A 26810-nucleotide genomic window follows, 5' to 3' on the forward strand; every position below is an offset into this window, starting at 1 on the left:
GACGAGACTGACCTTGTCCTCGGAGACCGCCCGCTGGAAGGCGCGCACCGCGTCGGAGGCGGAACTCTTGTCGTCGTAGGTCACGACCTGGATCTGCCGGCCGTCGACCCCGCCCTTGGCGTTGATCTCGTCGGCGGCGAGTTGCACGGCCTGCGGGATCGAGGCCCCGGCGACCGATTGCGCCTCGGCGATCACGCCGATCCGGATCGGGTCGGCCGCCCGCGCCGGGCCGGCGAGCATCGAGCCCGCCGCCAGCAGCGCGGGTAGCATACGCCGGATCTGGACGCGCCGGGCGACGGCGCGCGCGGTCTCGGACATCGGCATTTCCTCTCTGGGCGCCCGCATTTTTTATTCGCGGGCTTGGGTCGACTGTAGCCGGCGCCCGACGGATCACAAGGGCCGGTCGGCGCGGGACGGGTGACGTTTCCCCCGAGTCGTTCGCGCCGCGTCGGCGGCGCCGCTGCGGCGGGGGTTTCACGAGGGGGTTTCACGAGGGCCGCCCTGTCCGCCCGCGGGGCTTCCGAGTCCGGCCCTCCCGGCCTAGGTTCGTGCCCGGCCCGACGCGAAGCGGGACCGACGGCCTCGGAGAAGGGCGACGGACAGGTGAGGAACGCACGCTTGGCCGCGCCCGGGACCGTCCCGCGCCGCGGCGCCCGGCCCTGCCGGGGACGACGCCCATGACTCTGCGCTGGACCCGCCGGCCCGAGGGCTCGACCTGGGGGGATTTCGGCCGCGACGACGAGCGCGGGCGCCTCAACCTCCTCACCCCCGAGAAGGTGCGCCAGGGCGTCGCCGAGGTGCGGGAGGGCCTGATCTTCTGCCTCAGCCTGCCCCTCGACCTGCCGGGCGGCAACGTCCTGAACCCGCGCCGGCACCCGCCGCAGATCACCCCGACCCGGCGCGCCAACGGCCGGCCGAACATGAACTTCCCGGTCTGCGAGGAGGTCGAGGGCGCCACCGACGTGATCTGCGACGACCGGGCGGTCATCCACCTGCAATACTCGACGCAGTGGGATTCGCTGGCCCATGTCGGGTCGCTGTTCGACGCGGACGGCACCGGCGCGGGCCCGACCTTCTACAACGGCTTCCGCGGCGGCCGCGACATCGTCGGGCCGGAGCGCGCCGAGGCGGCGGACCAGCCGTCGCGGGCGAAGCACCTCGGGATCGAGCGCCTCGCCGAGGCCGGCATGCAGGGCCGGGCGGTGATGATCGACCTGCGCGCCCATCTCGGCGACGCCAAGACCAAGGTCGGCTACGCCCAGCTCGCCCGGATCCTGGAGGCCGACGGTGTCGTGGTCGAGCCCGGCGACATGGTCTGCCTGCACACGGGCTTCGCCGAGCGGCTGATCGCCATGGGCGGCAATCCGGACCCGAAGCTGGTCCACACCCTCTGCGCCGGGCTCGACGGGCGGGACCCGGCGCTCCTCGACTGGATCACCCGCACCGGGCTGTCCGCGCTGATCGCCGACAACTACGCCGTCGAGGCCTATCCGGCCGGGCCCGGACCCGCCTGCTGCGCGACGCTGCCGCTCCACGAGCACTGCCTGTTCAAGCTCGGGGTCAATCTCGGCGAGCTCTGGCACCTGACGCCGCTGGCCGACTGGCTGCGCGCGCACGGCCGCTGTCGGTTCCTGCTGACGGCCCCGCCCCTGCGCCTGCCCGGCGCGGTCGGCTCGCCGACGACGCCGATCGCGACGGTGTGAGGGGGGCGGAATGGAAGCGCGCGCATCGAAGGCCATGAACGCACGGTCGCAAACGCGTCTCCCTCCCCCCTTTGCGGGGGAGGGTGGCCCCTGCGTCAGCAGGGGTCGGGTCGGGACGAAGTCCCGCAAGGGGGGAACCCGGGTTCAGAAAAGGGCGCGACTGGCCGGACGGATACAGCCTTATTCTGCGGCGTCGCTCCCCTCTCCCGACCCCCTTCGGGCGCCTCCCTCCCCCGCAGAGGGGGGAGGGAGGGCGCGTGGCAGGTCCGGACCGCAAAGCCTTCCGCGCGATCCATCCCGTGAGCGATGCTCCGTAAGCCGGCCAGCCTCTCCGATCGCCATCCCACCCGGAAAGGCCGCCGCATGACCGAGATCGCGATCGTCGGGGGCGGCCTGATGGGGCACGGCATCGCCCTGGTGCTGGCGCTCCACGGGCATGCCGTGCGGATCACCGACACGCAGCCCGAGACCCGCGCGCGGGTGCCCGCCCTCATGGCCTCCGCTCTCGCGACCCTGCAGGAGGCGGGCGCCGCCCCGGAGGGCTGGGATGCCGACAGGCTGGCACGCACCGTCCGGGTCGAGGCGGAGCTCGAACCCGCGGTGGCGGGCGCCGGCCTCGTGATCGAGGCGATCACCGAGAACCCGGAGGCCAAGCGTGCGCTGTTCACCGAGCTCGACCGGCTCTGCCCGGCGGACACGATCCTCGCCAGCAACACCAGCTACCTCGACGTCTTCCCGCTGATCCCGGAAGGCCGGCAGGGGCGGGCGCTGATCCTGCACTGGTACACGCCGCCCTACATCGTCGACCTCGTCGACGTGGTGCCCGGCCCCGGCACCGACCCGGCGGTCGTCGCCGCGATGGCCGATCTGGTGCGCGGGCTGGGCCAGGTCCCGATCGTGCTGAAGCGCTTCATCCCCGGCTACGTGGCCAACCGGATCCAGCAGGCGATCAGCGCCGAGGTCTTCCGGCTCCTCGACGAGGGCATCGCCGCGCCGAGGGACATCGACGACGCGATCATCCATGGCCTCAGCCTGCGCATCCCGATCCTCGGCCACCTCGCCAAGGCGGACTTCACCGGGCTGGAGCTGACCCAGCGGGCGCTCGCCAACGCCAGCTACGCGCCGCCGCCGCCGCGCACCCGCTCGGAGACCCTGGACGCCCTCTGCGCCGAAGGCCGGACCGGGGTGATGGCGGGGCGCGGCTATTTCGACTGGGGCGGGCGCCCTCCGGAGGAGCTGTTCCGCGAGCGCGACCGCAAGCTCCTGGCGCTCAAAGCCGCGATGGCCGGGATCGGCCGGATGGAGGGAACATGATCGGGGCGGATCTTTCGGGACGACGCGTCCTCGTCACCGGAGCCTCGTCGGGCATCGGGCTCGCGACGGTGGCGCACTTCGCGCGCAACGGCGCGACGGTCGCGCTGAACCACCTGCCCGACGATCCCCGCGGCCCCGCCGAGGCCGCCCGGCTGGCGGGGGAGGGGCTTTCGGTGATCGCCCTGCCCGGGGACGTCTCGGCGCCGGGCGCGGCCGAGGCGATGGTGGCGGACGGCATCGATAGGCTCGGCGGCCTCGATGTGCTGGTCAACAACGCCGGCACGGCCGGCACCACCACGCCCATCGCGTTCGAGGACCTCGACGCGATGACCGAAGACTTCTGGCAGACCATCCTGGCGACCAACCTGCTCGGGCCGTATCGCTGTGCGCGGGCGGCGGCGGCGACCCTCAGGAAGAATCGGGGCGCCATCGTCAACACCGCCTCGGTCGCCGGGCTCGGGCGGCGCGGCTCGTCGATCGCCTACTCGGCCAGCAAGGCCGGGCTGATCAACCTCACCCGCAGCCTCGCCCGGGCGCTGGCCCCGGACGTGCGGGTCAACGCGGTCGCCCCAGGCCTCGTCGCCACCCCCTGGACCGACCCATGGCCGGAGGCCCGCAAAGCCGCGACGGTGCAGCACACCATGCTCCGCCGCATGGCCCGGCCGGAGGATATCGCCGAGACGATCTTTTTCCTCGCCGCGGGCGCCGCCTACATCACCGGCGAGACGATCACGGTCGACGGCGGGGTGATGTGAGAACCGGGGAGGACAGCGATGTCGAGCACCACCGTCATCACCTGCGCCCTCACGGGCTCCTTCGACACGCCGAGGAAAAACCCGGCCGTGCCGGTGAGCCCGGAGGCCATCGCCCAGTCCGCCCTGGAGGCCGCCGACGCGGGGGCCGCGGTGGTCCACATCCACGTCCGCGATCCCGAGACCGGCGCCCCCAGCATGGAGCTCGCCCATTACCGCGCGGTGGTGGAGCGGATCCGCGAGAAGAACGAGGCCGTGATCCTCAACCTGACCACGGGGGCGGGGGGCCGGTTCGTGCCGGGCGATCCCGATCCGGCCCTGGCCGGCCCGGGCACGACCTTCGTGGGCCCGGAGGCCCGCACCCGGCACGTGGCGGCTCTGCGGCCGGAGATCTGCACCCTCGACATCGCCACGATGAATTTCGGCGAGCACCTGTTCCTCAACACCCCGGCCCACCTGCGCGCCATGGCGGCCCAGATCCGGGAGGCGGGCGTGAAGCCGGAGATCGAGGTGTTCGACCTCGGCCAGATCGAGCTGGCCCGGCACCTGATCGCCGAGGGGCATCTGGCGCGCCCGCCCCTGTTCCAGATCTGCCTCGGCATCCCCTGGGGGGCACCGGCCACCCCCGAGGCGCTGGTGGCGATGCGGGCCCGCCTGCCGGAGGACGCCGTCTGGTCGGCCTTCGGAATCGGCCGGCAGGAATACCCGATGCTCGCGGTCGCGGCCGGCATGGGCGGCAACGTCCGGGTCGGTCTGGAGGACAACCTGTACCTGTCCCGGGGCCGGCTCGCGCCGAGCAACGCGGCCCTGGTGGAGAAGGCGGTGAGCCTGCTCGCCCATATCGACCGCGAACCGGCCACACCCGATCAGGCCCGGGCGATCTTCGGTCTGGCGCCCCGGGCGTGACGGGTTCGGGCCCTGGATGCAAGGCCGGCAAACTCCGCGCCGGCCCGACAGCATACCGTCGGCGCGCGCCGGCAAACCTCTCCTGTGAAGCTCCGGTCTCGGGTGAGCGGCGGATTGCCTGCGGCGCGCTCGAACGACGCGCGCGTCCCTCCGCCCGCAAGGGGGAATCGCCCGCGTGTACAAGAGCCCGAGGGGCGGCGGCCATGGCAGCGGGAACGCGTCACGGGTGGGCTGTGGAGGGTAGGGACGGCCGCTCAGCTACCCGTCTCTCGATCACGAGACCGCTAGCTGTCGCGACCGTGAGGCACATGGGTCAGCGCATGATGTAAGAACAGTTCTAAAGTTGCTGCGGGCGAACCTCCCTGCCATGACCGATTCGATCTGCGATCCGAAGGACGTGGCGCTGGCCGCGCTCACCAACATGATCCGGCTGATGGGCGCCGAGTTGGTCGCCGGGCGCCACCGCGACGACCTCGGCCTCTTCATGCGGGCCGTGCAGGACAGACTCGCCGCCAGTCCAACACCAGCCTGCTCCCCCGACGTCGCCGAAGCCGGCCTCCAAGTGGCGGCGCGCTGCATCGAGCAGGCGCTCGTTCAGGTCCGGGCTCAGGCGCAGGCTGCACGGGCGGGCGATCCTGGGGCGGGCGATCCTGAGCAGGATGGCGCGGCGCCGATCCTGCACTGATCTCACCCACCCGGTATCCGATCACCCGCAGGGGTGAGGGGACGCAATCGTAGGGTGTGGCACCGCTACCCTAGGCAAGCGGCACAGTCTCTGCGTAGTCTGACCCTCGGACGCGGAGAGATGCCGTGCGACCCCATGCTGTCTGCGCGATCATCGTAGCTCTGGCGCTCGGCGGCTGCCTCGGCCCGCAATCGAACCCCGTCGTTACAGGCAGCTTGCGGTCAACCGCGGGGGCGGGCGGGATCGTGAGCCGATCGGACGAACCGGTGCGCGCCTTGGCCGACGCGGTCACCACGTGCCTGGACCGTGGAATACCGGCGCAGAGCCCGGCCTTCCGGCGTTGCGTAACCGAGGCGCAGCGGAATGCGGTTCCGCGCGCAGACGCGACGGAACGGGTCACAGCGCTTCGGTGAGGCGAGCCGGGCGCTCGTGGATGCGGCCCGGTATGCGGTTCATCGGTATTGCCGCCACGCGCGCACGTCCCATGTCCAAGCCATGGACAGTGCCTTTCAGATCGTCGCGATCACGGATCGACCGGGCGCCAACGGTGAGCCGGAGGCGCAGGTCTTCGCGGCGCGAGCCCGGACGGCGGACGAGGCGCTCGCGCTGGCGCGAGAACAGCTGAGTCCCGCGTGGACGATCAGCGTCACGCCCGGCTTCCTGTACGCGCCCGTGGTGGTCGAAGGGCATGGCATCGGCGAGAACGAGATCACCCGGATGTGGTGAGAACCGCCGCGCCGGCCCTCCGGTGGCCGAACACCCCCGCACCCTGCCGCGGGGCGCAGGCGCCGGTCACGCGTCAACGCGCACGTCGATTGGCCCTGTCGACCGAGCGGATCACCGGTTCCAGTCCGATCGGCCGGGACCAGACGCGCGCGATTTCGGGGGTGGAGCGGCGGTCATCAGACCGGCCACTGACGGATCGACCGCATCCTCACCCGCTGCAGTATCCGGTCCAAGCGCTCGCGGATAAGCTGCCTGCGGGCGAGTCCCGAGCGGCGAACAACGCCGCCGGGTGTGACATCCAGGGAGAGAGACATGACGGTCCGCCACCGCGTCGCGGGACTGCTGGGACTCGTGTGCGCGCTCGGCGCCGGCGCTGCGCCGGCGGCCGACCTCGTGCCGGTGAAGATCGGCGTGCTGAACGACCGCTCGGGCGTCTATTTCGACTCCACCGGCGAGGGCTCGGTGGTGGCCGCCCGCATGGCGGTCGAGGACTTCAAGCCGGAGACCCAGGGCCTGAAGGTCGAGGTCGTGGCCGCCGACCACCAGAACAAGCCCGATGTCGGCGCCTCGATCACCCGGCAATGGTACGACCGCGACGGCGTCGACGCGGTGTTCGACGTGCCGACCTCCTCGGTGGCGCTCGCCATCGCGCAGATCACCAAGGAGAAGAACAAGGCCTTCATCAACTCGGGCGGCGGCACCGCCGATCTCACCGGCCCGGCCTGCACGCCGAACACCGTGCACTGGACCTACGACACCGCGGCGCTGGCCAACGGCACCGGCAAGGCGATGCTCAAGCGCGGCGGCAAGACCTGGTACTTCATCACCGCCGATTACGCCTTCGGCCTCGCCCTGGAGCGCGACACCAAGGCGGTGGTGCAGGCGAACGGCGGCACGGTCGTGGGCGGCGTGCGCACGCCCTTCCCGAACCCGGACTTCTCCTCGTTCCTGCTCCAGGCTCAAGGATCCGGCGCCCAGGTGATCGGGCTGGCCGATGCCGGGCTCGACGCCGCCAACGCCATCAAGCAGGCGCACGAGTTCGGCGTTCGCCAGGGCGGCCAGAAACTCGCCGCCCTGCTGATCGCCATCACCGACATCCATTCGCTCGGCCTGGAGGTCGCCCAGGGGCTCGACTTCACCGCCTCGTTCTACTGGGACCTCAACGACGGCACCCGCGCCTTCGCGGAGCGGTTCGAGAAACGGATGCCCGGCAAGAAGCCGACCTCCTATCAAGCCGGCGTCTACGCCAGCACGCTGCACTATCTGAAGGCGGTGGCGGCCCTGCACTCGGCCAAGGACGGCGCCGCCGTGGTCGCCAAGATGAAGGCGATCCCCACCGACGATCCGCTGTTCGGCCAGGGCACGATCCGGCCGGACGGGCGCAAGATCCACCCGATGTACCTGTTCGAGGCCAAGACACCCGCCGAGTCGAAGGGCGAGTGGGACCTCTACAAGGTGCTGGAGACGATCCCGGCCGAGCAGGCGTTCCGGCCGATGAGCGAGGGCGGGTGCCCGATGCTGGCCACCATGACGGCGAAGTAGGGCTTTCTCAAAGCGCGTGCCGCGTGCTCTCCCTCCCCCCTCTGTGGGGGAGGGTGGCCCTCGCGTCAGTGAGGGTCGGGAGAGGGGAACCCGGGTTCAAGAAAGAACACGGCCCTCACACAGCACAGAGCTACGTTCTGCACCGTCGCTCCCCTCTCCCGACCCGCTTCGCGGGCCACCCTCCCCCGCAGAGGGGGGAGGGAGAGCAGCGGAGCCGTTCGTTTCTGTTCCGAAGGAGATGTGCGGACACCGTAGCTCGCGAGGGGAGAAGGAAGGCGCCAGGTGAGGCCTCATTGGGCTCCCCCGATCCGATCCAGAGCCGCCAGCGCCTCCTCCGGCAGGCGAAGCTCCGCCGCCGCGAGGTTCTCGCGCAGGTGGCCGAGGGAGGACGTCCCCGGGATCAGCAGGATGTTGTGCGACCGGCGCAGCAGCCACGCCAGCGCCACCTGCATCGGCGTCGCCCCGAGCCCGGCCGCCACCGCCGACAGGGTGTCCGACTGGAGCGGGCTGAATCCGCCCAGCGGGAAGAACGGCACGTAGGCGATGCCGGACGCGGCGAGATCGGCGATGAAGGCGTCGTCGCCCCGGTGGGCGAGGTTGTACTGGTTCTGCACGCAGGCGATCCCGGTGATCCGGCGCCCCTCGGCGACCTGCCGGGGCGTGGCGTTGCTCAGGCCGATCCGGCGGATCAGGCCCTGCCGTTGCAGATCCGCCAGCACTGTCAGCGGCGCCTCGATCGGACCCTCCGCGGGGCCGTGGGCGTCGAACATCAACCGCAGGTTGACCACGTCGAGGGCGTCCACGCCGAGGTTACGCAGGTTGTCGTGGATCGCCCGGGTCAGCTCCTCGGCCGAGAAGGCCGGGTTCCACGAGGCATCGGGCCCGCGCCGGGCGCCGACCTTGGTGACGATCACGAGCCCGTCCGGATAGGGGTGGAGCGCCTCGCGGATGATCTGGTTGGTGACGTGCGGCCCGTAGAAGTCGCTCGTGTCGATATGGTCGACGCCCCGCGCCACGGCCTCGCGCAGCACCGCGACCGCGGCTGCCCGGTCCTTCGGCGGTCCGAACACGCCGGGCCCGGCGAGCTGCATGGCCCCGTATCCGAGGCGCCTCACGGTGCGGTCGCCGATCTGGAACGTGCCGGCCTGCGCGATGTCGGTCATGGCGAATCTCCTGTTGGCGCCTTGGATGTAGCCGGCCTGGATCGATGGCATAACCGGGGACAATCGGGACGGGCTGTTCGGAATTTCGAACGATGACGACGGATCTGGCTGACCTGACCGCCTTCGTGCGCGTGGCGCGGGCGGGGGGCTTTCGCGAGGGCGCCCGCGCCGGGGGCGGCAGCGCGTCGGGGCTCAGCGAGGCGGTGCGCCGGCTCGAGGCGGGACTCGGCGTGCGCCTCCTGAACCGGACCACCCGCAGCGTCGCCCCCACGGAGGCCGGCGCGCGCCTGCTCGAACGGCTCGGCCCGGCGCTCGCGGAGGTGGACTCCGCCCTCGACGTGGTGAACGGGTTCCGCGACCGGCCGGCCGGGACGCTGCGGCTGAACGTGCCGCTGAGCGCGGCCCGGCTGGTCCTGCCGGCGCTCGTGCCGCCCTTCCTGGCGGCCTATCCCGAGATCCGCCTGGAGGTGGTCGCCGAGGACGGGTTCGTGGACGTGCTGGCGGCGGGCTGCGATGCCGGCATCCGCTACGATGAGCGGCTGGAGCAGGACATGATCGCGGTGCCGATCGGGCCGCGGCGGCAGCGTTTCGCCACCGCGGCGGCACCGGCCTATCTCGACCGGCACGGCCGGCCGGCGCATCCGCGCGATCTCCTCGCCCATGCCTGCCTGCTCGGCCGGTTCCCGAGCGGCGCCCTGACGGCACCCTGGGAGTTCGAGCGCGACGGCGCCGTCGTCCGCGTGGACCCGTCCGGGCCGCTGATCGTGCGGGTCGGCGCCAGCGACCTCGCCGTGGCGGCGGCCGTCGCGGGGACCGGGATCATCCACCTGTTCGAGGGCTGGCTCCGCCCGCAGCTCGACAGCGGCGCCCTGGAGCCGGTGCTGGAACCCTGGTGGCAGGAATTTTCCGGCCCGTTCCTCTACTATCCGGGCCGGCGGCACCTGCCGGCGCCGCTGCGTGCCTTCGTGGACTTCGTCACCGCGCGGCCGGCGGCCCCGGATCCGGCAATTCGAAGACCGTGAGCTGCCCGCCCGGGGCCGTGTACTGCGACAGGGCCGCGTAGCCGCCCACCGCCCCCGATCCGTCTGCGGGATCGGTGAGCCCGGCCGCGAGCCCGATCCCGGCCCAGCCGCCGATACCGGACAGCACCGCCACGTATTGCCGGCCGCCATGCAGGTAGGTGGTGACGTTGCCCACGATCCCGGACGGCGTCTTGAACCGGTAGAGTTCGCGCCCGTCCCGGGCATCGACCGCCTTCAGGTAGCCTTCCAGCGTGCCGTAGAACACGACGTTGCCCGCGGTGGCGAGGGCCCCCGACCAGACCGAGAAGGGCTCCGGGATCGACCACGCGATCGTCCCCCGGGCGCCGTCCCAGGCGATGAAGGCTCCGGTCCGGTCCGTGCCCTCCGGCGGGTGCAGGGTCAGGGTCGCGCCGACATAGGGCTGGCCCGGCGTGTAGGTGACCCGGAACGCCTCGTAATCCATGCACATGTGGTTGGTCGGCACGTAGAACAGCCGCGTCAGCGGAGAGTAGGCCGCAGGCTGCTGGTTCTTGGCGCCGAGTGCCCCGGGGCAGATGTTCTTGGTGACCTCCTCCTCGTCGGCCTCGCCGGGGGCGTAGCGTTTGTCGACGACCGGCCGGCCATAGGACGGGGCGGCGGGATCCATCTCGATCCGGCTGGCCCAGTTGACGCGCGGGTCGAATTTTTCTGCCACCAGAAGTTCGCCGGTGGCGCGGTCGAGGGTGTAGCCGAAACCGTTCCGGTCGAAATGGGTCAGCACCCTGCGCGGGCGCCCGCCGATCGCCTGCTCGGTGAGGATCATCTCGTTGACGCCGTCATAGTCCCACTGGTCGTGGGGCGTCATCTGGTAGACCCATCGGGCCATTCCGGTATCGGCGTCGCGGGCGATGATCGCCATGGACCACCGGTTGTCGCCCGGGCGCTGGGCCGGGTTCCAGGTCGCGGGATTGCCGGTGCCGTAATAGACGAGGTTCAGATCCGGGTCGTAGGAGAACCAGCCCCAGCTGCAGGCGCCGCCGATCCGCCACTGGTCGCCCTCCCAGCTCTTCAGGGAGGAATCCCGGCCGATCGGGCGCCCGAGTTCCGTGGTTTTCTCCGGATCGACCAGCATGTCGGCATCCGGCCCGGTGGCGTAGGCGCGCCAGAGACGCTTGCCGGTCGCCTGGTCGTACGCGGTGACGTGGCAGCGGGCGCCGTACTCGCCGCCGGCGAGCCCGACGATGAGCTTGCCGTGGACCGGCAGGACCGTGGCGGTGTTGGTCTCGCCCCGGGCGGGATCGCCGTTCTTCACCGACCACAGCACCCGGCCGGTCTCCGGATCGAGGGCGACCACGGTGGTGTCGGCCTGCTGCAGGAACAGGCGCCCGTCCGCGGAGGCGAGCCCGCGGGAGACCGTGTCGCAGCACATCACGGCGATCACGCCCGCATCCTGCCGGGGGGCGTAGCGCCACAGGATTTTTCCGCCCTGGTCGAGATCGAGGGCGTAGACCGTGTTGGGAAACGGCGTGTGCACGACCATCACGTGCCCGATCACGATCGGCGCGCCTTCGTGCCCGCGCAGGACCCCGGTGGAGAAGGTCCAGGCGACCTTGAGGCGGCCGACATTGCCGGCGTCGATCCGGTCGAGGTCGGAATAGCGGGTGTTGGCGTAGTCGAGGGTCTGGAGGACGGACGCGTCGGCAGCCGCCGCGGCGCCGGCGAGGCAGGCGAGCGGCAGGGCCGCGACGATGGAAGCGCGCATCCCGAACGTCCTCTCGTCTCGCGCGACCCGCCTCACATCCGCTGCTGCACGATGTCCTCGGCTTGCGGGTCGGGCTGATGCCCGGTCTCCCGGAGCATCGGCACCACCTCGGCCGCCTCGCGGGTGACGAGGTAGCTGAGATCGAGCCCCTCGCGGATAAAGCCGTGGCCGCGCATATGCTCGAACAGGGCGAGCAGCGGCGCCCAGAACTCGGCCACCGAGACCAGCACCACGGGCTTGCGGTGCCGCCCGAGCTGGGCCCAGGTCAGCTGTTCGACCAGCTCCTCCAGGGTGCCGATGCCGCCCGGCAGGGTCACGAAGGCGTCGGAGCGCTCGAACATCAGGCGCTTGCGGGTGTGCATGTCGGGCACCACCACGGTCTCCTGCACCTCCGCCAGCATGTGCTCCCGCGCCTGCAGGAAGTCCGGGATGATGCCGGTGACGTGGCCGCCGGCGGCCAAAGCCGCCCGGGCCACCGTGCCCATCAGGCCGACATCGCCGCCGCCATAGACCAGGCGCATCCCGGCCCGCGCGAGGGCGGTCCCGAGGACCTCCGCGGCCGCGCGGAAGGCGGGGTCCCGGCCGAAGCCGGAGCCGCAATAGACACAGACTGTCCTCACCGGGGCCATCCGGCGCCCTCCTCGCGCGTCCGTTTGCGAGCCGTCAGAGAGAGCCCCGCGTCCGGCGCTCCACGCGCCAAACTGCTGAAGTCGCGCGGGATTCACCCGCCTGGGCGGCGGGACGGCTTGGTGTCGGCCCCATGTACGGTATTATGGGCGGCTCCGTCGACGGTTTTTCCAGCGCGGCGGGTCAGGATCGAGGGGGGCTGAGGGTTGTCGATGTCGGGACAGGTGCGGCGCAGTCTCGTCCTGGCGCTCGCCGGCCTTATCGGCGGTCTCGCCCTCGTGCTGGCCCTGTTCGGCGGCGAATCCCTGCGGTCGCTGACCGGGCGGCCGGCGGCGGAGCCCCCCGCCAAATCGGCACCGGAGAGCGGCGCGCGGAGCCTCGCCGATCCCGGCACCCTGGCGCGGCGCACGGACCCGCCGATCGATTTCCGCGATGACGCCCCGGGCCCCGCCGGGGCCGGGAATCCGGCGGCCGGGGCCGCCGAGACGCCGCGCTTCGACATCGTCCGGGTCGAGCCGAACGGCGATACCGTGGTGGCCGGGCGGGGTGCGCCGCACGCCGTCATCGAGATGCTGGTCGATGGCAAGCCGGTGGCCACGGCGACCGCCGACGCGAGCGGGCAGTTCGCGATCGTGCCGCCGGCCCTGCCCGCCGGGCCCAGCGAGATCCGCCTGCGCATGACCGGCCGGGACGGGCACGCGGCCAGTTCGGAGCAGAGTGTGGCCGTGCAGGTCGCCCCGGGCCGCGACCGCCAGCCGCTCGTCGCCCTGACCGCCCCGGACGCGGCGACCGTCGTCCTGTCGCAGCCCGGCGCGCCCGGCCCCGGCGCCCGGGTCGCGGACGCCGCACCGTCCGGCGGTCTCGCTTCGGGCGGCCCCGGGGCGGGGCCGGCGACCCGGATCGTGAGCGTCGACGTGCAGGGAAACGGCCGTCTGTTCGTCACGGCGACCGGCGCGCCCGGCGCGACCCTGCGGCTCTACCTCAACGATACGCTGATCGCGCCGGGCCGGATCGGCCCGGACGGCCGGGCGAGCTTCACCATCGGGCGCGGGGTCAAGCCGGGCCAGTATCAGGTGCGGATCGACCGGATCGACCCGGCCACCGGCAAGGTCGACACGCGCGCCGAGGTCCCGCTGACGGTACCGGAGCCGGCGCAGGTCGCCGCCCGCGGCGCGGCCCGGGCGGACGGGCAGGGTGGCGGCAAGGGCGACGGCAGGGGTGGCGGTACGGGTGACGGCAAGGGCGATGCTAAGGGCCGTGCGCAGGGTACGGCGCAGGCGACGGGCAAAGCCGGGCCGGACCGGACCGGGTCGGCCGCGCCCGCCGCGGCGGCGCCCGCCCTGCCGGAGACGCGGACCCTGGCGGCGGAGGCGGGGGGCGAGGCCGCGTCCGGAGCGGTGTACGTGCCGGAGATCAGCACGGCCAAGATCACCCGGGGCGACAACCTCTGGCGGATCAGCCAGCGCACCTACGGCCGCGGCGAGCGCTACACGGTGATCTACGACGCCAACCAGACCCAGATCCGCGATCCCGACCTGATCTATCCGGGCCAGATCTTCGTGCTGCCGACGGACAAGCGCGGGTGAGGCCGCTCACTCGATGACCTGATCGTCGCCCGCGAAGGCGAGGCGGCGCAGGCGGCGCAGGGCCTGATCGAGGTCCTGGCGCGACGGCGCCGCCAGGGCGAGGCGGACGGCGTTCGGCGCGTGGCCGGGATGGACCGCGAAGGCCGAGGCCGGGAGGAGGGCGATGCCCTGGCGCAGGGCCGCCGCCGCGTAGGCCTCGGCCCGCCACGTCTCGGGGAGTTCGAGCCACAGGTGATAGGCGTCGGGCGCGCCGACCACCCGCAAATCCGCGAGCGCCGCCCGCGCGATGACCTGCCGGGCCGCGGCGTCCCGGCGCTTGGCGTCGGCCAGCGCGGCCGCCGAGCCGCCCGCCATCCAGTGCATGCCGGCGGCAAGCGACAGGCCGAGCGCGGTCCAGGCGCCCTGGCGGACGGAGGCCGCGAGCCGGTCGGTCAGGGGCGGGGGCGCGGCGATCAGGCCGACCGTCAGCGCCGGCATCACCCGCTTCGAGAGGCTGTCCACCAGGATCACCCGGTCCGGCGCGAGGCTGGCGAGGGGCCGCGCGTCGGCGAGGAAGCTGTAGACCGCGTCCTCGATGGCGGTGAGCCCGGTCCGTTCGAGAATGGCGGCGAGGTCGGCCCGCCGCGCCGGCCCCATCGTGGCGCCGAGGGGGTTCTGCAGCGTCGGCTAGATGTAGACGCCGCTCAGGGGCGCCGCCCGGTGCGCCTGGAGGAGGGCGTCCGGACACATCCCCTCCGCGTCCATGGCGACCGGCACCAGGGTGATCCCGAGCCGGGCCGCGATGCCCCGCACCGCCGGATAGGTCAGCGGCTCGCAGCCGATCCGCTCGCCCGGCCCCGCGAGGGCTGCGAGGGCCGCCGCCGCGGCCTGACGGCCATTGCCGGTGAACAGGATGTCGTCCGCCTCGGGGGCGTAGCCGTCGCGGGCGAGGAACTTGGCCGCGACCGATCGCGCCTGCGGCGTGCCCGCGGGCCCGTACTGGCCGAACCCGATCTCGGCGCCGCCGCGGGCGAGCGCCGCCAGGGTCTCGGCCAGCACGGCCTCCTGCTCGGGCAGCCGCGAATGGGTCCGCTGGAGATCGACGGCCGCCGGCGGCGGCTCCGGCTGGAGCGGCCCGATCCGGCCCGGCTCGGACCGGACATAGGTGCCCCGCCCGACTTCGCCGGTCACGAGGCCGCGGCGGGCCAGTTCCGCGTAGACCCGGCTCGCGGTCGAGACCGCGATGCCCCGCTCGTACGCGAAGTCGCGCTGCGGCGGCAGCCGCGCCCCGGAGCGCAGGCGGCCGGCGGCGATGTCGTCCGCGATGGCGTCGGCGACGGAGCGGAAGTCGATGGCCGGCATCATTGCTCCGAGGTCAATGTTTCGATTGATCCGAGAGATGTATCGGACCAATGCTGCGGCAGCAATCCCGGCCGGACTGCTCTCCCGCCACCGGATCGTCCGCGATGCTCACCTCCACGCTCTCCTCGTCACCCGTCCGCCTCCCCCGCGCGGACCCCGCCTCCCGGGTACGGATCTGGCTGCGCCGAATCCACACCCGGCGGGCCCTCGCTTCCCTCCATCCCGACCAGGTCCGGGAGGCCGGCCTCGATCCGTGGCTCCTGCGCGCAGAGATCCGAAAGCCGTTCTGGCGGGCGTGAGACGATGCCCTGCGCGCCGTGCGGGTGATCCCGCGCGCCGCCGCGCCTATATGCGGGGCTCACGACATCCCGCCCCGCAGAACCTTTCATGACCGACGACACCGCGCCCCCGGCCGGGCCGAAGCTCCCGGCCGAGCGCCCCGGGCTGATCGCCACCTATCGCCGGCTCTGGCCGCATCTCTGGCCGCACGGCCGGCCCGATCTGCAGCGGCGGGTCTTCCTGGCGTTCGGGTTGCTGCTGGCGGCCAAGCTCGTCACCATGGTGACGCCGTTCACCTTCAAGTGGATCACCGACGCCCTGGTCGCGGCGATCGGGGGCAAGGATGCGCCGGTGCCGACGGGCCTGCTCGCCGCGCCGATGCTGCTGATCGCCCTCTACGGGGTCTCGCGGATCGCCATGTCGGCGCTGACCCAGGTGCGGGACGGGCTGTTCGCCAAGGTGGCGATGCACGCGGTCCGGCGGCTGGCGCTCCAGACCTTCGAGCACATGCACCGCCTGTCCCTGCGCTTCCACCTGGAGCGCAAGACCGGCGGCCTCACCCGGGTGCTGGAGCGCGGCCGCTCGGGCATCGAGGAATTGTCGCGCCTGATGGTGCTGACGCTCGTGCCGACCATCGTCGAGTTCGTGCTGGTGCTGGGCGTGCTCGCCTACGAATTCAGCTGGACCTACGCGGCGACCGCCTTCGCGACGGTCGCGGCCTATCTGGCCTTCACCTACAAGGCGACGGAGTGGCGGATCGCCATCCGCCGCCGGATGAATTCCTCCGACACCGACGCCAACACGAAGGCGGTCGATTCGCTGCTCAATTATGAAACCGTCAAATATTTCGGCGCGGAGGCCCGCGAGGCGGCCCGTTACGACGTGTCGATGGCCAAGTACGAAAAGGCCTCGACGCAGACCTACGTGTCGCTCGCCGTGCTCAATGCCGGGCAGGCGCTGATCTTCACCCTCGGGATGACCGCGGTGATGTGGCTTGCGGCGCGCGACATCCTGGCGGGGCGCACCACGATCGGCGGCTTCGTGCTCGCCAACACCATGCTGGTGCAGCTCTCGATGCCCCTGAACTTCATGGGCATGATCTATCGGGAGATCAAACAGGCGCTGATCGACATCGACGACATGTTCCGCATCCTCGGGCAGAATCCCGAGATCGCCGACCGGCCGGGCGCCGTGCCCTTGCGGGTCGCGGGCGGGACGGTGCGGTTCGAGGATGTCCGCTTCGCCTACACCCCGGAGCGGCCGATCCTGCGCGGCGTCTCCTTCGCGATTCCCGCGGGCCAGACGGTGGCGGTGGTCGGCCCCTCGGGGGCCGGCAAGTCGACGCTGTCGCGGCTGCTGTTCCGGTTCTACGAGCCTCAGGGCGGCCGGATCAGCATCGACGGGCAGGACATCGCCGCGGTGACGCAGGACTCCTTACGCGCCGCGATCGGCATGGTCCCGCAGGACACGGTGCTGTTCAACGACACGATCGGCTACAACATCCGCTACGGCCGGGCCGACGCCAGCGACGCGGACTTGCGCGAGGCGGCGCAGTTCGCCCAGATCGACCGCTTCGTCTCGGGTCTGCCGGAAGGCTACGACACCCCGGTGGGAGAGCGCGGCCTGAAGCTGTCGGGCGGCGAGAAGCAGCGGGTCGCCATCGCCCGCACGATCCTGAAGGCGCCGCCGATCCTGGTCCTCGACGAGGCGACCTCGGCGCTCGACTCGTTCACCGAGGCCGAGATCCAGGCGGCCCTGGACCGGGTCAGCCGCGGCCGCACCACCCTGGTGATCGCCCACCGGCTGTCCACGGTGGTCAACGCCGACGCGATCCTGGTGCTCGACCACGGCCGCATCGTCGAGCGCGGCACCCATGCCGAGCTCTTGGAGGCGGGGGGTGTCTACGCGGCCCTCTGGGACCGCCAGCGGGAGGCCGACGCGGCGATCGAGGTGCTGCAACGGGCCGAGTCGCCGGTGGTCCCTGTCCGCACCGAGCGCGCGCCCGAGCGGCGCGTGGAGACGCAGGCCGAGCCGGCGGAGTAGGCGACCGGGCCGCGTCCGGGACATCGACCTTCGTCGCGCCCGCCCGCGAAAGGCGACGGCGATCGTCCCCGACGCAGCGCTCCGCGGAGGCTGAGACTTCGTGATGCTGCGTCGCAACATTGGATGGCACACTGATCCTCAGTGACACCCGACTTGCAGTTCCGGCACATCTCGATATAATTCATCAACAACAAAGCTATGCATATCAGAAATTTTTAGACCGCACTGGGCTCAATAAATGGACCGACTGATCGACATTCATCGTCACGTCGATCGCCGAAAGTGCCGCTCCGCCGAAAGCGAATTCATCGGATTCGGGGTAAGGTGGGAGGAACCATTTTGAAGAGCGCGCCGAGCCCGTCCGGATCTGGACATCAGCGGTCTTCATCGACGATAATTTGGCAAAACATATTGTAGGCCTAGAAGAGGCGACTATATAGGGCCTCCCATAATCGTTCTGGCATTCTGTACGCGTATGCCTGGTATGATCATGTAATGTACCGAGTAATCCCGTCACCGAAGCTTGGAGCTGCGAAATATGCTCATAAAGGATGACGCTTTATTTCGCACCATTCATGGACAGACGAATAAATATCGGCGCAGTTCTATCGAAGAGATTGAATATATTCCCCCGGTCGAGCCAATCTATTGGCCGCTATCAGGTCACGATAGCCTGACAACGACGTATCTTGCGTCTTGAAGACTGACGCATGAGCAGTCAGGAAACGATGCTGGTCGGCGCGCCATTGCTGCAGGTCTTCGGACGCCTGGGTTGCGGTGGCCTCATCCTGTCGACCCAGGGTCATGTTCTTGCCGCCAACGCCGAAGCGCAGCGCATCCTGCAGGATGTGATCGGATACGCGGACGCGGGGCCGGATCTGCTCGACGGGAGCGGACGCGACACGATCAAGCAGCTTCTCGCCCGCTCCAAGGCGCGGGTCCAGCTCGACGGCGAGAACTGGATCTTGACCATGCGCGAGGGCAAGCGTCCGCTCATCATGAGCGCGATCCTCGTGCCGGTCCTCGGCGAAGAGATGTCCCACACCGTGCTGCTCCTGATCGACCTGGAGCAGGCGCCACGCCCGCACACGGCCGCGCTGGAACGCGTCTTCAGCTTGACCGCCGCGGAAGCGCGGCTGGCCGCGCTCCTCGCCAGCGGCGCCACGGTCAACGAGGCGGCCTCGACGCACAACGTCAGCGTGGCGACAATCCGCACGCAATTGGCCGCGATCTTCGCCAAGACGCGCACGAATCGGCAGGCGGAGTTGGTGATGTTGATCTCGCGCCTCTCGGCGCTCGTCTGACGGACAGGCGACCCGACGAGCGCCGCCGCCCGCCTCAGGGCCGCGGGCCGGTCACGACGACTTCGACATCGTCGACGCCCATTCCGATGGGCGCATGCACGTGACGGCTGCCCGGCGGCCTCGGATCACGGTCGGGACGAAGATCGAACCCGATCCGAGCGGCCTTCAGCGCCTGCACCACCCGCTCCTGAAGCGCCGTGATCCCGCTTCTGTTGACCCGGAGCAGGATCCCCGAATCCGGGGGATTGGCGAGACCCAGGATGATCCCTGAGGACACATTCCATCCCGCACTCCGGAAGGCGTCCTGGAGTTTACCGCTCAGCGGTTGTGCCTCCCGGTTCCCGCCCTCGTAATCGATCGAGATGTTGCCCCGCGCGGTCCCGAGCGCGCCGATCAGCGCGGTCGCCTGTGCGGGGGTCAGGTCGGAATCGGGCGATCGAACCGGAGGCGCGCCCGAGCCCGCGTCCGTCTCCAGCACCGAGCGCTGTGCGCCTGCCTCTCTCACGAACCGCGGCACGTGCGGATTCTCGGCCCCGGGCTGCGCGCGGCCGGGCCCCTCGACGGTGGGCCCCGCGGCTCGATCCGCCGCGACAGCGTCCGCTCTCGCCTCGACACCGTGCTGGGCGGCGGCATCCTTGTATCGCTTCAGATGCCCCTCGGCGGCGGCGGCGTCTCTCTTGTGGGTGATGATCGATCCAGCCGCCGACACTCCGACGAAGACCGTCGCGATGGCCGCGGCGATCAGGGAGTATATCAGAGCCCGGTCCCAGGCATCGCTGTCGAGCCCGAACATCAGCGTCGAAGCGGGCTGTCCTGTGCTCGCGATCACGGTGGCTTCCTGAGGTCCGGCTGCGTTCATGGTAGTCGTTTTGCCGATGATCACATACATCAATGCAGAAAGCGTGAAGAGCAGTCGAGACTCAAGGAAAGCAGCAATCGCGCCCCGGTCTGGACATTCCGCGATCGAACGTGCGCGGCGTCAGCATCGACGAGAGCCCCGGCCGCAGGACCGTGACGCGCGCGATCCGGTATCGGCGTGGGATACGGATCGAGCATCGTCGCGAGATGCGATCCGACACCCGCTCCCGCGCGCACGACATAGCGCCCGTCGCATGCCGAGCGTCCACGCGGCCCTATCGGGTCGGTGCAGCGCGCGGTTGCGATCGATTCACACCGGCGTCCCGACGGGTCATTCGCCGCGCTGGAACGCAAATTCGCTCCTCGGTTGTTGAGCCTCGCGGCAGATGGTAGATCCGGAGCCGCGACATTCCGCTGGGTCTGGCGGCCGGACGCCGTGGCGCTTCCGGCTCCCCGGCCCGCAGTGGAGCCCGTGTGGTCCTCCGAGGGAGCGTGATGCGCCCATATCGTGCTGCCGCAGGTCTCGGCTTTCTCATCCTGGCGAGCACCGCGTGTCTCGCGCAATCGGCACCGCCGGCGGCGCCCGCGCGTCGACCACAACCGTCCGCCGCAGTCCCGGCCCCGGCGACGAACGCGGGCCCGGTCGATCTCGAGGCCACCCGCAAGCGGTTCGATACCAATTCGGCCAAGACGGCCGCGTCCGACCGGAAACGGGACGCGAAGCTCAAACAGTCGATGGGATCGATCTGTGCGGGCTGCGAGGCGACGCCTCCGGCAAAACGCGGCCGGGCGGCGCGACCGGCGGCCACGGCTCCGGAGGATGAGCCATCGCCCGCCGACTGATCCGGCCCGAGGCCCCCGTCCGGCTCGAGGCCGACCGGCGTCCGAGCACGCGGTCATAGCCCGATGCGTGCGCGCCTTGGGCGGGCCGAGACGGGAAGAAACGCTCGACCGTGTGGCCGGCGTCGCGGCGACCGGCCCCTCCGGGACAGGCCCACGTCGCGCCCGCAGGCCGCCGATCCCGAGAGGGCGAGATGATGCGCGTCACCGCTGCGGCCTTCGCCCTGATGCTCGCCGGATCGCCGGCGCACGCGGAGGCGGCCAATTCGCTGCACGCGCTCTGGGAGACCCTGGGCGCCTGCGCGCGCCGTGCTCAGGTCGCGCCCGAGGCGGCGGGGTCCGAAGTCACCGTCCTGTTCACGCTCAAGCGTGACGGGACGCTCCAGGGCAAGCCGCGGATCACCTATGCTCGGCTGGTCGGCGACCGCGACCAACAGCAGGCCTTCATCGCCGCCACCCTTTCGGCCATCGCCGGCTGCTTCCCGATAGCGATCACCGACGGCCTCGGAGGGGCCGTGGCCGGCCGGCCGATCCGGTTTCGGATGGGCAGCGGTTCCCGGGGGGCGTGATGGATCTCGGCAAGCGCGGGGGCGGGATCACGCTCACACTCAGAGGCTCAGTCACCGCCCTCGGGGCCGGTGAAGGCGCGGAACGCGGCCACGAGACGGGAGGCTTCCCGCACGTATTTCTTCCACGCGGGCTCTTCGATGCTTCTGAGGACCGCGATCCCGTCCTCCGTGACGAACGGCTCCGTCCGATCCGATGACGCGACGGAGTCGGGCTCCCTTCCGTCGAACTTGCACAGCGCGCGGGCCACGCGTTCCACCGGGTCGGTCCGCCTGACGGTCTGCCAATCCAACCAAATCGGATCGTCCTCGGCGCTCGTCTCGTCGTCCATCATCGCCGTGAGTCTCCGGAGCGGGTCTGCTCTTGTGCCAGGACGATCAGCGCGATGACGGGATCCGATAACGACGCACAACTGTTTTGGCGGAGACCGCTCAAGGCGATCGACACGCCCGATCAAAACCGCCCGCGCATCGCCGACCTGATCCGATCGGTCTCAGTACACAGCGACATCGCCGCGCCGAGATGCGCTCAATCACTTTTGCCGGCCGCACGAAAGACGCGGACGCGGCCGCGCTTCACCGGCTCGGCGTGTGCCTCGACCGCTTCCGGCGTGGCCGATCGCGATGTCGTGCCGGCCGTCATGTCGATCGTCAGGCCGCTGTTCGGCGTGTAGGGCTGCGGCTCCAGGGTGAGAAGTTCCGCCACGGCCGCATCGACGGCCTTCTGAACCGCGTTCACCGCGCCGATCTCGTCACGCGCCGCCGCGGCGAGGGCCGCCGCGCCGACGAACTGGCCCCACTCATCGTAGACCATCACCTTCTCGGCGCCATCGTGCACCCGTGACGAGGCCAGGAACAGGGCTTCACGCGCCGTGTTCCGCCGGGTGTAGGTGTTGACGGCCTGCCGCTCGGTCATGATCGTGAAGGGCATCGCGGTCTCCAGACTTCATCCGCAGCGGCGTCGCTCGGGCGCGCCGCACTCGAGGACGCCCAGCGCTCAGTACCGCTGCGTCGCCATCCGAAACACGCGCCCGTTCTTCGGCACGGGCCCCTTGGTGCCGACGGGCGCCTCGCCCGCCGCGGCCGCATCGTCGCCCGGGCGCGCCGGTTCAGGATCACGGGCGAGAAGGTCGGTGGTGCCGCTCACGACGACAGCCTGCGTCTCGGCCGGCTCCGCGCGCTCCCGTGCCATCTGCTGCAGCGCCGAGGCGCTGACGAACACCCCGCGCGCATCGAAGACCCAGACCTTCTCGACGCCGCCCTGGACCAAGGTGGATGCGAGGAGGAGCGCCTCGTGCGGCGTCGTGCGCGTGTCCCGGCTGCTTACGCCCGCACGCTCCGATACGATGGTGAACAACATGGAACTCACCGGCAATGTTATCGATCGAGCTTAAAACAAGGGCGTAGACCGCGCAACGCAAGTCAACACCGTCTCGATCGGTCGGCCGTTCTGATCCTGCCGCGATCCAAGCTCGTCCCGAGCGGTGCGCGGGACGGCGGCGGCGGTGACGCGATCGGCGTCAGCCGCGTCACGGGGCGGACGATCCCGTCCCGATGCCCGATCCCCTACTTCTCACGCCACGCCTTGGCGATCTGATCGGACATCGGCTTGACGAGGTAGCTCAGCACCGTCCGCTCCCCGATCTGCAGGAACGCCTCCACCGGCATGCCCGGGACCAGCCGGACCCCGCCCAGGCGCGCCCGCTGGGGGTCCGCCACCGCGATCCGTGCCGTGTAGAAGCTCATCCCGGTCTTCGGATCGCTCGCCACATCCGCCGAGACCCGGCTCACGACCCCGTCGATCTCCGGCGTCGTGCGCATGTTGAAGGCCGAGAATCGCAGCACCGCCCTCTGGCCGACCCGGACGTTGTCGATGTCCTGCGGCTGGATGTGCACCTCCACCGCCAGCCGGTCGGCGTCCGGGACGACCAGCATCACTGGCTCGGACGGCGTCACCAGACCGCCGACCGTGTGCACGCTCATCTGGTGCACCACCCCGTCCTGCGGCGCCCGCAGATAGACGCGCTTGAGCTGGTCTTCCGCCGCCACCCGCTTTTCCGACAGCTCCGACCACTTCGCCCGGATCTCGGCGAGGTCCTTGCCCACCTCGGTGCGCATCTCCGCGTCTACCTGCAGGATCTGCAGCCGCGTCTCGGCGATCTTGCCCTTGGCCGAGGCGATCGACGCGGTCAGCTGCCCGCGCTCGCCCTCCAGCCGCGCCTCGTCCCGCTCCAGCGCCGTCACCCGCGAGAGCGCGACGAGATTCCGGGCGTAGAGGTCGTGGACCCCCTTGAGCTCGTTGCCGATCAGCCGGATCTCCCGCGCCTTGGCGGCCACCTGCTCGCCCAGCCCGGCGATCTCCTCCTGCTGCTGCGAGGCCCGCTCGGACAGCTGCGCCCGCTGCCCGTCCCGGCTCGCCCGCCGCGCGGAAAACAGCCGGCTCTCACCCTCCACCAGCGCGGCGACTTCCGGATCGGCCCCCTGTCGCAACAGAAGCGAGGGCGAGAACGTGACCTCGCTCAGGCCGTCCCGCTCGGCCTCGGCGCGGGCGCGGCGCGCGGCCAGCTCGTCCAGGGCCTTGCGCGTCATGTCGAGGTTGGCCCGCGTCAGGGTCTCGTCGAGATGCACCAGCACGTCGCCGGCCCGGACGCGGTCGCCGTCCTTGACCCGGAGTTCGCCGACCACGCCGCCCGTGGGATGCTGGACCTTCTTCACCTCGGACTCGACCACGAGCTGGCCCGGCGCAATCACCGCCCCGGCGAACGAGGTCAGCGCCGCCCAGCCGCCGATGCCCGGCACCAGGGCCACCGCGATCAGCCCGGCCGCCACCAGCTGACGCCGGATCGAGGCCCGCGGATCGAAGGCGCCGGCCGCCGGCGCCAGGCTGGTGGGCGCGAATTGCGCGGCGGCGAAGCGTCCGGCGTCGGCCGCGAGGCGGCGGATTTCGGCGTGGGCGCCCGCGAACAGCGCCATCGCCCGCGGCGGGACGCGCCGGCGCACGCCCGCGCCGAGTCTGTGGAACGCGTCCTTCACGGCCTGGGACCCGCTCGCCATCACGCGCTCTCCCGCAGGGCGGGCGCAGGGGCCGGGCGCAGGACGCGCTTGAGCACCTCGTCCTTGGTCCCGAAGGCCTGCACCCGGCCCTCGTGCATCATCAGCACGTGATCGACCGCCACCAGCGCGCTCGGGCGGTGCGCCACCACAACGCAGATCCCGCCGCGTCCCCGCACCCGCAGGATCGCCTGGGTCAGGGCGTGCTCACCCTCCGCGTCGAGGTTGGCATTGGGCTCGTCCAGCACCACCAGGAACGGATCGCCATAGAGCGCCCGGGCCAGGCCGATGCGCTGGCGCTGGCCCGCCGACAGGCCCGCGCCCGCCTCGCCCAGCACCGTGTCGTAGCCCCGCGGCAGGTTCAGGATCAGGTCGTGCGCGCCCGCCGCCTGCGCGGCCGCCACGATCGCCTCGGCTGGGGCGTCCGGCAGGAACCGGCTGATGTTCTCCGCGATCGTGCCGGCGAACAGCTCGGTCTCCTGCGGCAGGTAGCCGATCTGCGCTCCGAGATGCTCGGGCGACCATTGGCCCAGATCCGCCCCGTCGAGCCGCACCCGGCCCCGCGCCGGCGTCCAGATCCGCACCAGCGCCCGGACCAGGCTCGACTTGCCCGCCGCCGAGGGGCCGATCACCCCCACCCCCTGGCCCGCCCGCAGCTGGAAGCTCGCCTCCTGCACCGTCGCCCGGTCCGCGCCCGGCGGCACCACGTGAACGCCCTCCACGCTCAGGCTGACCTTCGCCGCCGGCAGGGCGAGCGGGACGCGGGCCGGCGGATGGCGCTCCAGCGCCTCGGCCAGACGCTGCCAGCTCTGCCGCGCGGCCACGAAGACGCGCCAGTTGGCGATCGCCAGTTCGGCCGGCGCGAGCGCGCGCGCCACCAGGATCGAGGCGGCGATGATGATGCCGCCGCTGGCCTGGTTGTTGATCACCAGCCACGCGCCCAGCGCCAGCACGCCCGATTGCAGCGCCATGCGGCAGGCCTTCGAGACCGCCCCCAGGCCGCCGGCGAGATCCGAGGCGCGCTGCTGCGCGTGGGCGTGATCCCGGTTGACCGCCCCCCAGCGCCGGCACAGCCTGTCCTCCAGGCCAAGCGCCGCCACGGTCTCAGCGTTGCGCCGCGCGGCCTCGGACAGCGCCAGCCGCCGCCCCGCATGGGCGGCGGCGCTGCGCGCGGGCGCCCGCGAGGCCAGCTCGGCGGCCAGCGTCAGGCCGACCAGCAGCACGGCGCCCCCGATCGCCGCCGCCCCGATCAGCGGGTGGAACAGGAAGCAGACGGCGACGTAGACGGGCAGCCACGGCAGGTCGAACAGGGCCGCGGGCCCGGACCCGGCCAGGAAGGCGCGCAGCTGCTCGAGATCGCGCAGCGGCTGACCGGCCTGATCCGGTTTCGCCCCGCGCAGCGGCGCCTGGACGCTGAGGCTGAAGACCCGCGGGCCGATCTCGGCGTCCAGCGCCGCCCCGATGCGGGCGAGGGTGCGGGCGCGCAAAGCCTCCAGCGCGCTCTGCGCGGCGTACAGGGCGAGGGCGAGCACGCACAGGCCGACGAGGGTGGGGATCGACCGGCTGGGGATGACCCGGTCGTAGACCTCCAGCATGAAGAACGAGCCGGTGAGCGTGAGGAGGTTCGCGAGCGCGCTCATGCCGGCTACGCCCATGAAGGCACCGGCGCTGTGCCAGAGCGCCGCCGACAGCTCGCCCGATTGTCCGACCTGGCGCATGCGTTCGGCCCCCCGACACAGGCCGGCCCCGGCGAGACGGGGGCCTGGCATGGTCCGTGCAGATCTCAATCAAGGCTCAACCGAGCCGGCGCAACGATCAGACTCCAGTGAGACGCCGGGCCACGGATGTCAATAGAGTAGGATGTATTCTGACAATCGACGCCAAATCTCGAAATGATGACGGCGCCCGCAATGCCGAAAGCTTGCGGACGCCGTCATAATGCCTTGCGATGCAACACGGCATCGCTCAATGTCTTGATATGTGACCGGCATTGCCGATCCGGATCTTATCCCCTGGGGCCGCTCGACCACCGCGGCGGAGAGCGCCGGGATCGCCCCGACAGCTGCCCTCACGCCATGTGGAACCCGCTGCCGGCATGATGCGTGTCGAGGGTGAAGATCAGGCTGGCGTCGGCCGACGCGAGACCGGCCGCATTGGTCTCGTAGACGGTGACCGTGTGCGGGCCGTCGGCACTGCCGTCGGTGGCCAGGACCGGGGCCGTCGTGGTGAACGTGCCGCTGTCGAGCTTGTAGTGCAGCGTGTCGCCGCTCACGGACGGCACATAGGTGACCAGACCGTCGCTGGTGACGTGGGTGCCGCCTGTCCCGGTATCGTGCGTGAGCGCGACAGTCGGGGCAGCCGGCGCGGCAGCGGCCGTACCGGCGCCCGTGGCTGCTGCCGACGCGCCGGAGCCCGTGCTCGTTGCCGGGACGGTGAACTGCTGCGATCCGGTGTTGAGCAGGCTCAGGCTGCTGTTGGCGATGGCGGTGCCGTCGTGGCTGGCCCCGTCGACGTACAGGTTGCGGTCGTTGCCGGGGCCGCCATAGGTGTCGTTGAGGAAGGCGACACTGACCGTGTGCGGCCCGGCGCCGAAGTTGCCCTGCACGGTCACGGTGTCGTCCAGCGCGCTCGAGCCGGCGACGTGGGCGGCGTGCGCGGTCAGGGTGCCGCCGACCTGCTGGCCGTCCACCGAGATCGTGTACTGCGCGTCGCCCTTGTAGGCGTCCTCGCTGATCTTCAGCACCAGCTGATCCGGGCCCGT

The 26810-nt window shown here is 71.2% G+C and carries 24 protein-coding genes and 1 pseudogene; 13 read left to right on the forward strand and 12 right to left on the reverse strand.

All coding sequences use genetic code 11. The annotated features are described in order from the left end of the window. Positions 1-318: ABC transporter substrate-binding protein (locus MKK69_RS01015; protein ID WP_409564763.1), on the reverse strand; the 318-nt coding region annotated here is incomplete at its 3' end. Between the two features lie 359 nt (positions 319-677). On the opposite strand from MKK69_RS01015, the gene MKK69_RS01020 reads away from it, so the two are divergent. The 7 genes from MKK69_RS01020 (at position 678) to MKK69_RS01050 (ending at position 7628) form a co-directional block, all read left to right on the forward strand. Beyond that, positions 678-1703: a cyclase family protein gene (locus tag MKK69_RS01020; RefSeq protein ID WP_243964805.1), complete on the forward strand. Its 1026-nt coding sequence runs from the start codon at positions 678-680 to the stop codon at positions 1701-1703. A gap of 363 nt (positions 1704-2066) precedes the next feature. Further along, entirely contained in the window at positions 2067-3017 is a 951-nt protein-coding gene (locus MKK69_RS01025; RefSeq protein WP_243964806.1) for a 3-hydroxyacyl-CoA dehydrogenase family protein, read from the forward strand. Then, positions 3014-3772, forward strand: a complete 759-nt coding sequence (locus MKK69_RS01030) for an SDR family NAD(P)-dependent oxidoreductase (RefSeq protein ID WP_243964807.1) — start codon at positions 3014-3016, stop codon at positions 3770-3772. The genes MKK69_RS01025 and MKK69_RS01030 overlap by 4 nt, the downstream gene beginning before the upstream one ends. Positions 3773-3790: 18 nt before the next feature. Further along, positions 3791-4675 (forward strand): 3-keto-5-aminohexanoate cleavage protein, encoded by an 885-nt coding sequence (locus MKK69_RS01035; protein WP_243964808.1) that lies wholly within the window; start codon positions 3791-3793, stop codon positions 4673-4675. 367 nt (positions 4676-5042) lie between these two features. After that, a complete protein-coding gene (locus MKK69_RS01040) occupies positions 5043-5360 on the forward strand; it encodes a hypothetical protein (protein WP_243964809.1) in 318 nt (105 codons plus the stop codon). 363 nt (positions 5361-5723) lie between these two features. Next, positions 5724-6086 (forward strand): hypothetical protein, encoded by a 363-nt coding sequence (locus MKK69_RS01045; RefSeq protein WP_243964810.1) that lies wholly within the window; start codon positions 5724-5726, stop codon positions 6084-6086. A gap of 312 nt (positions 6087-6398) precedes the next feature. Further along, positions 6399-7628, forward strand: a complete 1230-nt coding sequence (locus tag MKK69_RS01050; RefSeq protein WP_243964811.1) for an ABC transporter substrate-binding protein — start codon at positions 6399-6401, stop codon at positions 7626-7628. A gap of 290 nt (positions 7629-7918) precedes the next feature. Here MKK69_RS01050 and MKK69_RS01055 read toward each other — a convergent pair whose 3' ends face one another. Then, positions 7919-8791: an aldo/keto reductase family oxidoreductase gene (locus tag MKK69_RS01055; protein WP_243964812.1), complete on the reverse strand. Its 873-nt coding sequence runs from the start codon at positions 8789-8791 to the stop codon at positions 7919-7921. Positions 8792-8883: 92 nt separating this feature from the next. Between MKK69_RS01055 and MKK69_RS01060 the strand changes: the two genes are divergently transcribed. Next, entirely contained in the window at positions 8884-9813 is a 930-nt protein-coding gene (locus MKK69_RS01060; protein WP_243964813.1) for a LysR family transcriptional regulator, read from the forward strand. Here the strand turns inward: MKK69_RS01060 and MKK69_RS01065 are convergent. Together MKK69_RS01065 and MKK69_RS01070 are read right to left on the reverse strand one after the other, a co-directional pair. Next, a complete protein-coding gene (locus tag MKK69_RS01065) occupies positions 9767-11554 on the reverse strand; it encodes a methanol/ethanol family PQQ-dependent dehydrogenase (RefSeq protein WP_243964814.1) in 1788 nt (595 codons plus the stop codon). The two genes, MKK69_RS01060 and MKK69_RS01065, sit on opposite strands and share 47 nt — an antisense overlap. 32 nt (positions 11555-11586) lie before the next feature. Beyond that, positions 11587-12183: a TIGR00730 family Rossman fold protein gene (locus tag MKK69_RS01070; protein ID WP_243964815.1), complete on the reverse strand. Its 597-nt coding sequence runs from the start codon at positions 12181-12183 to the stop codon at positions 11587-11589. Between the two features lie 210 nt (positions 12184-12393). On the opposite strand from MKK69_RS01070, the gene MKK69_RS01075 reads away from it, so the two are divergent. Further along, positions 12394-13767 carry a LysM peptidoglycan-binding domain-containing protein gene (locus MKK69_RS01075; RefSeq protein WP_243964817.1) on the forward strand — a complete coding sequence of 458 codons (1374 nt, stop codon included), beginning with the start codon at positions 12394-12396 and terminating at the stop codon, positions 13765-13767. Between the two features lie 6 nt (positions 13768-13773). Here MKK69_RS01075 and MKK69_RS01080 read toward each other — a convergent pair. Continuing rightward, positions 13774-15108, reverse strand: a pseudogene (locus MKK69_RS01080) (PLP-dependent aminotransferase family protein). Between the two features lie 387 nt (positions 15109-15495). Between MKK69_RS01080 and MKK69_RS01085 the strand changes: the two are divergent. Together MKK69_RS01085 and MKK69_RS01090 are read left to right on the forward strand one after the other, a co-directional pair. Continuing rightward, positions 15496-17430, forward strand: a complete 1935-nt coding sequence (locus tag MKK69_RS01085) for an ABCB family ABC transporter ATP-binding protein/permease (RefSeq protein WP_243964819.1) — start codon at positions 15496-15498, stop codon at positions 17428-17430. 728 nt (positions 17431-18158) lie between these two features. Then, positions 18159-18734: a LuxR family transcriptional regulator gene (locus tag MKK69_RS01090; protein WP_243964821.1), complete on the forward strand. Its 576-nt coding sequence runs from the start codon at positions 18159-18161 to the stop codon at positions 18732-18734. A 34-nt stretch (positions 18735-18768) separates the two neighbouring features. Here the strand turns inward: MKK69_RS01090 and MKK69_RS01095 are convergent, their stop codons facing one another. Then, positions 18769-19563, reverse strand: coding sequence for a hypothetical protein (locus MKK69_RS01095; protein ID WP_243964822.1), 795 nt, complete (start codon positions 19561-19563; stop codon positions 18769-18771). 524 nt (positions 19564-20087) lie between these two features. Between MKK69_RS01095 and MKK69_RS01100 the strand changes: the two genes are divergently transcribed. Together MKK69_RS01100 and MKK69_RS01105 are read left to right on the forward strand one after the other, a co-directional pair. Next, on the forward strand, positions 20088-20435 hold the full coding sequence (locus tag MKK69_RS01100; RefSeq protein ID WP_243964823.1) for a hypothetical protein: 348 nt from the start codon (positions 20088-20090) through the stop codon (positions 20433-20435). Between the two features lie 191 nt (positions 20436-20626). Then, positions 20627-21001, forward strand: a complete 375-nt coding sequence (locus MKK69_RS01105) for a hypothetical protein (RefSeq protein ID WP_243964824.1) — start codon at positions 20627-20629, stop codon at positions 20999-21001. Between the two features lie 47 nt (positions 21002-21048). Here MKK69_RS01105 and MKK69_RS01110 read toward each other — a convergent pair whose 3' ends face one another. The 6 genes from MKK69_RS01110 to MKK69_RS01135 all read right to left on the reverse strand — a co-directional run. After that, entirely contained in the window at positions 21049-21333 is a 285-nt protein-coding gene (locus MKK69_RS01110; RefSeq protein ID WP_243964825.1) for a hypothetical protein, read from the reverse strand. 194 nt (positions 21334-21527) lie between these two features. Then, positions 21528-21929, reverse strand: coding sequence for a hypothetical protein (locus MKK69_RS01115; protein WP_243964826.1), 402 nt, complete (start codon positions 21927-21929; stop codon positions 21528-21530). Between the two features lie 66 nt (positions 21930-21995). Further along, positions 21996-22358: a hypothetical protein gene (locus MKK69_RS01120; protein ID WP_243964827.1), complete on the reverse strand. Its 363-nt coding sequence runs from the start codon at positions 22356-22358 to the stop codon at positions 21996-21998. A gap of 206 nt (positions 22359-22564) precedes the next feature. Continuing rightward, positions 22565-24052 (reverse strand): HlyD family type I secretion periplasmic adaptor subunit, encoded by a 1488-nt coding sequence (locus MKK69_RS01125; protein WP_243964828.1) that lies wholly within the window; start codon positions 24050-24052, stop codon positions 22565-22567. Next, on the reverse strand, positions 24052-25767 hold the full coding sequence (locus tag MKK69_RS01130; RefSeq protein WP_243964830.1) for a type I secretion system permease/ATPase: 1716 nt from the start codon (positions 25765-25767) through the stop codon (positions 24052-24054). Before MKK69_RS01130 ends, MKK69_RS01125 begins: the two co-directional genes overlap by 1 nt. A 350-nt stretch (positions 25768-26117) precedes the next feature. Then, on the reverse strand, positions 26118-26810 hold a 693-nt coding region (locus MKK69_RS01135; RefSeq protein ID WP_279598110.1), incomplete at its 5' end, for a carbohydrate-binding domain-containing protein.

Source organism: Methylobacterium sp. J-026 (genome assembly GCF_022829585.1).
Classification (GTDB): Bacteria; Pseudomonadota; Alphaproteobacteria; order Rhizobiales; family Beijerinckiaceae; genus Methylobacterium.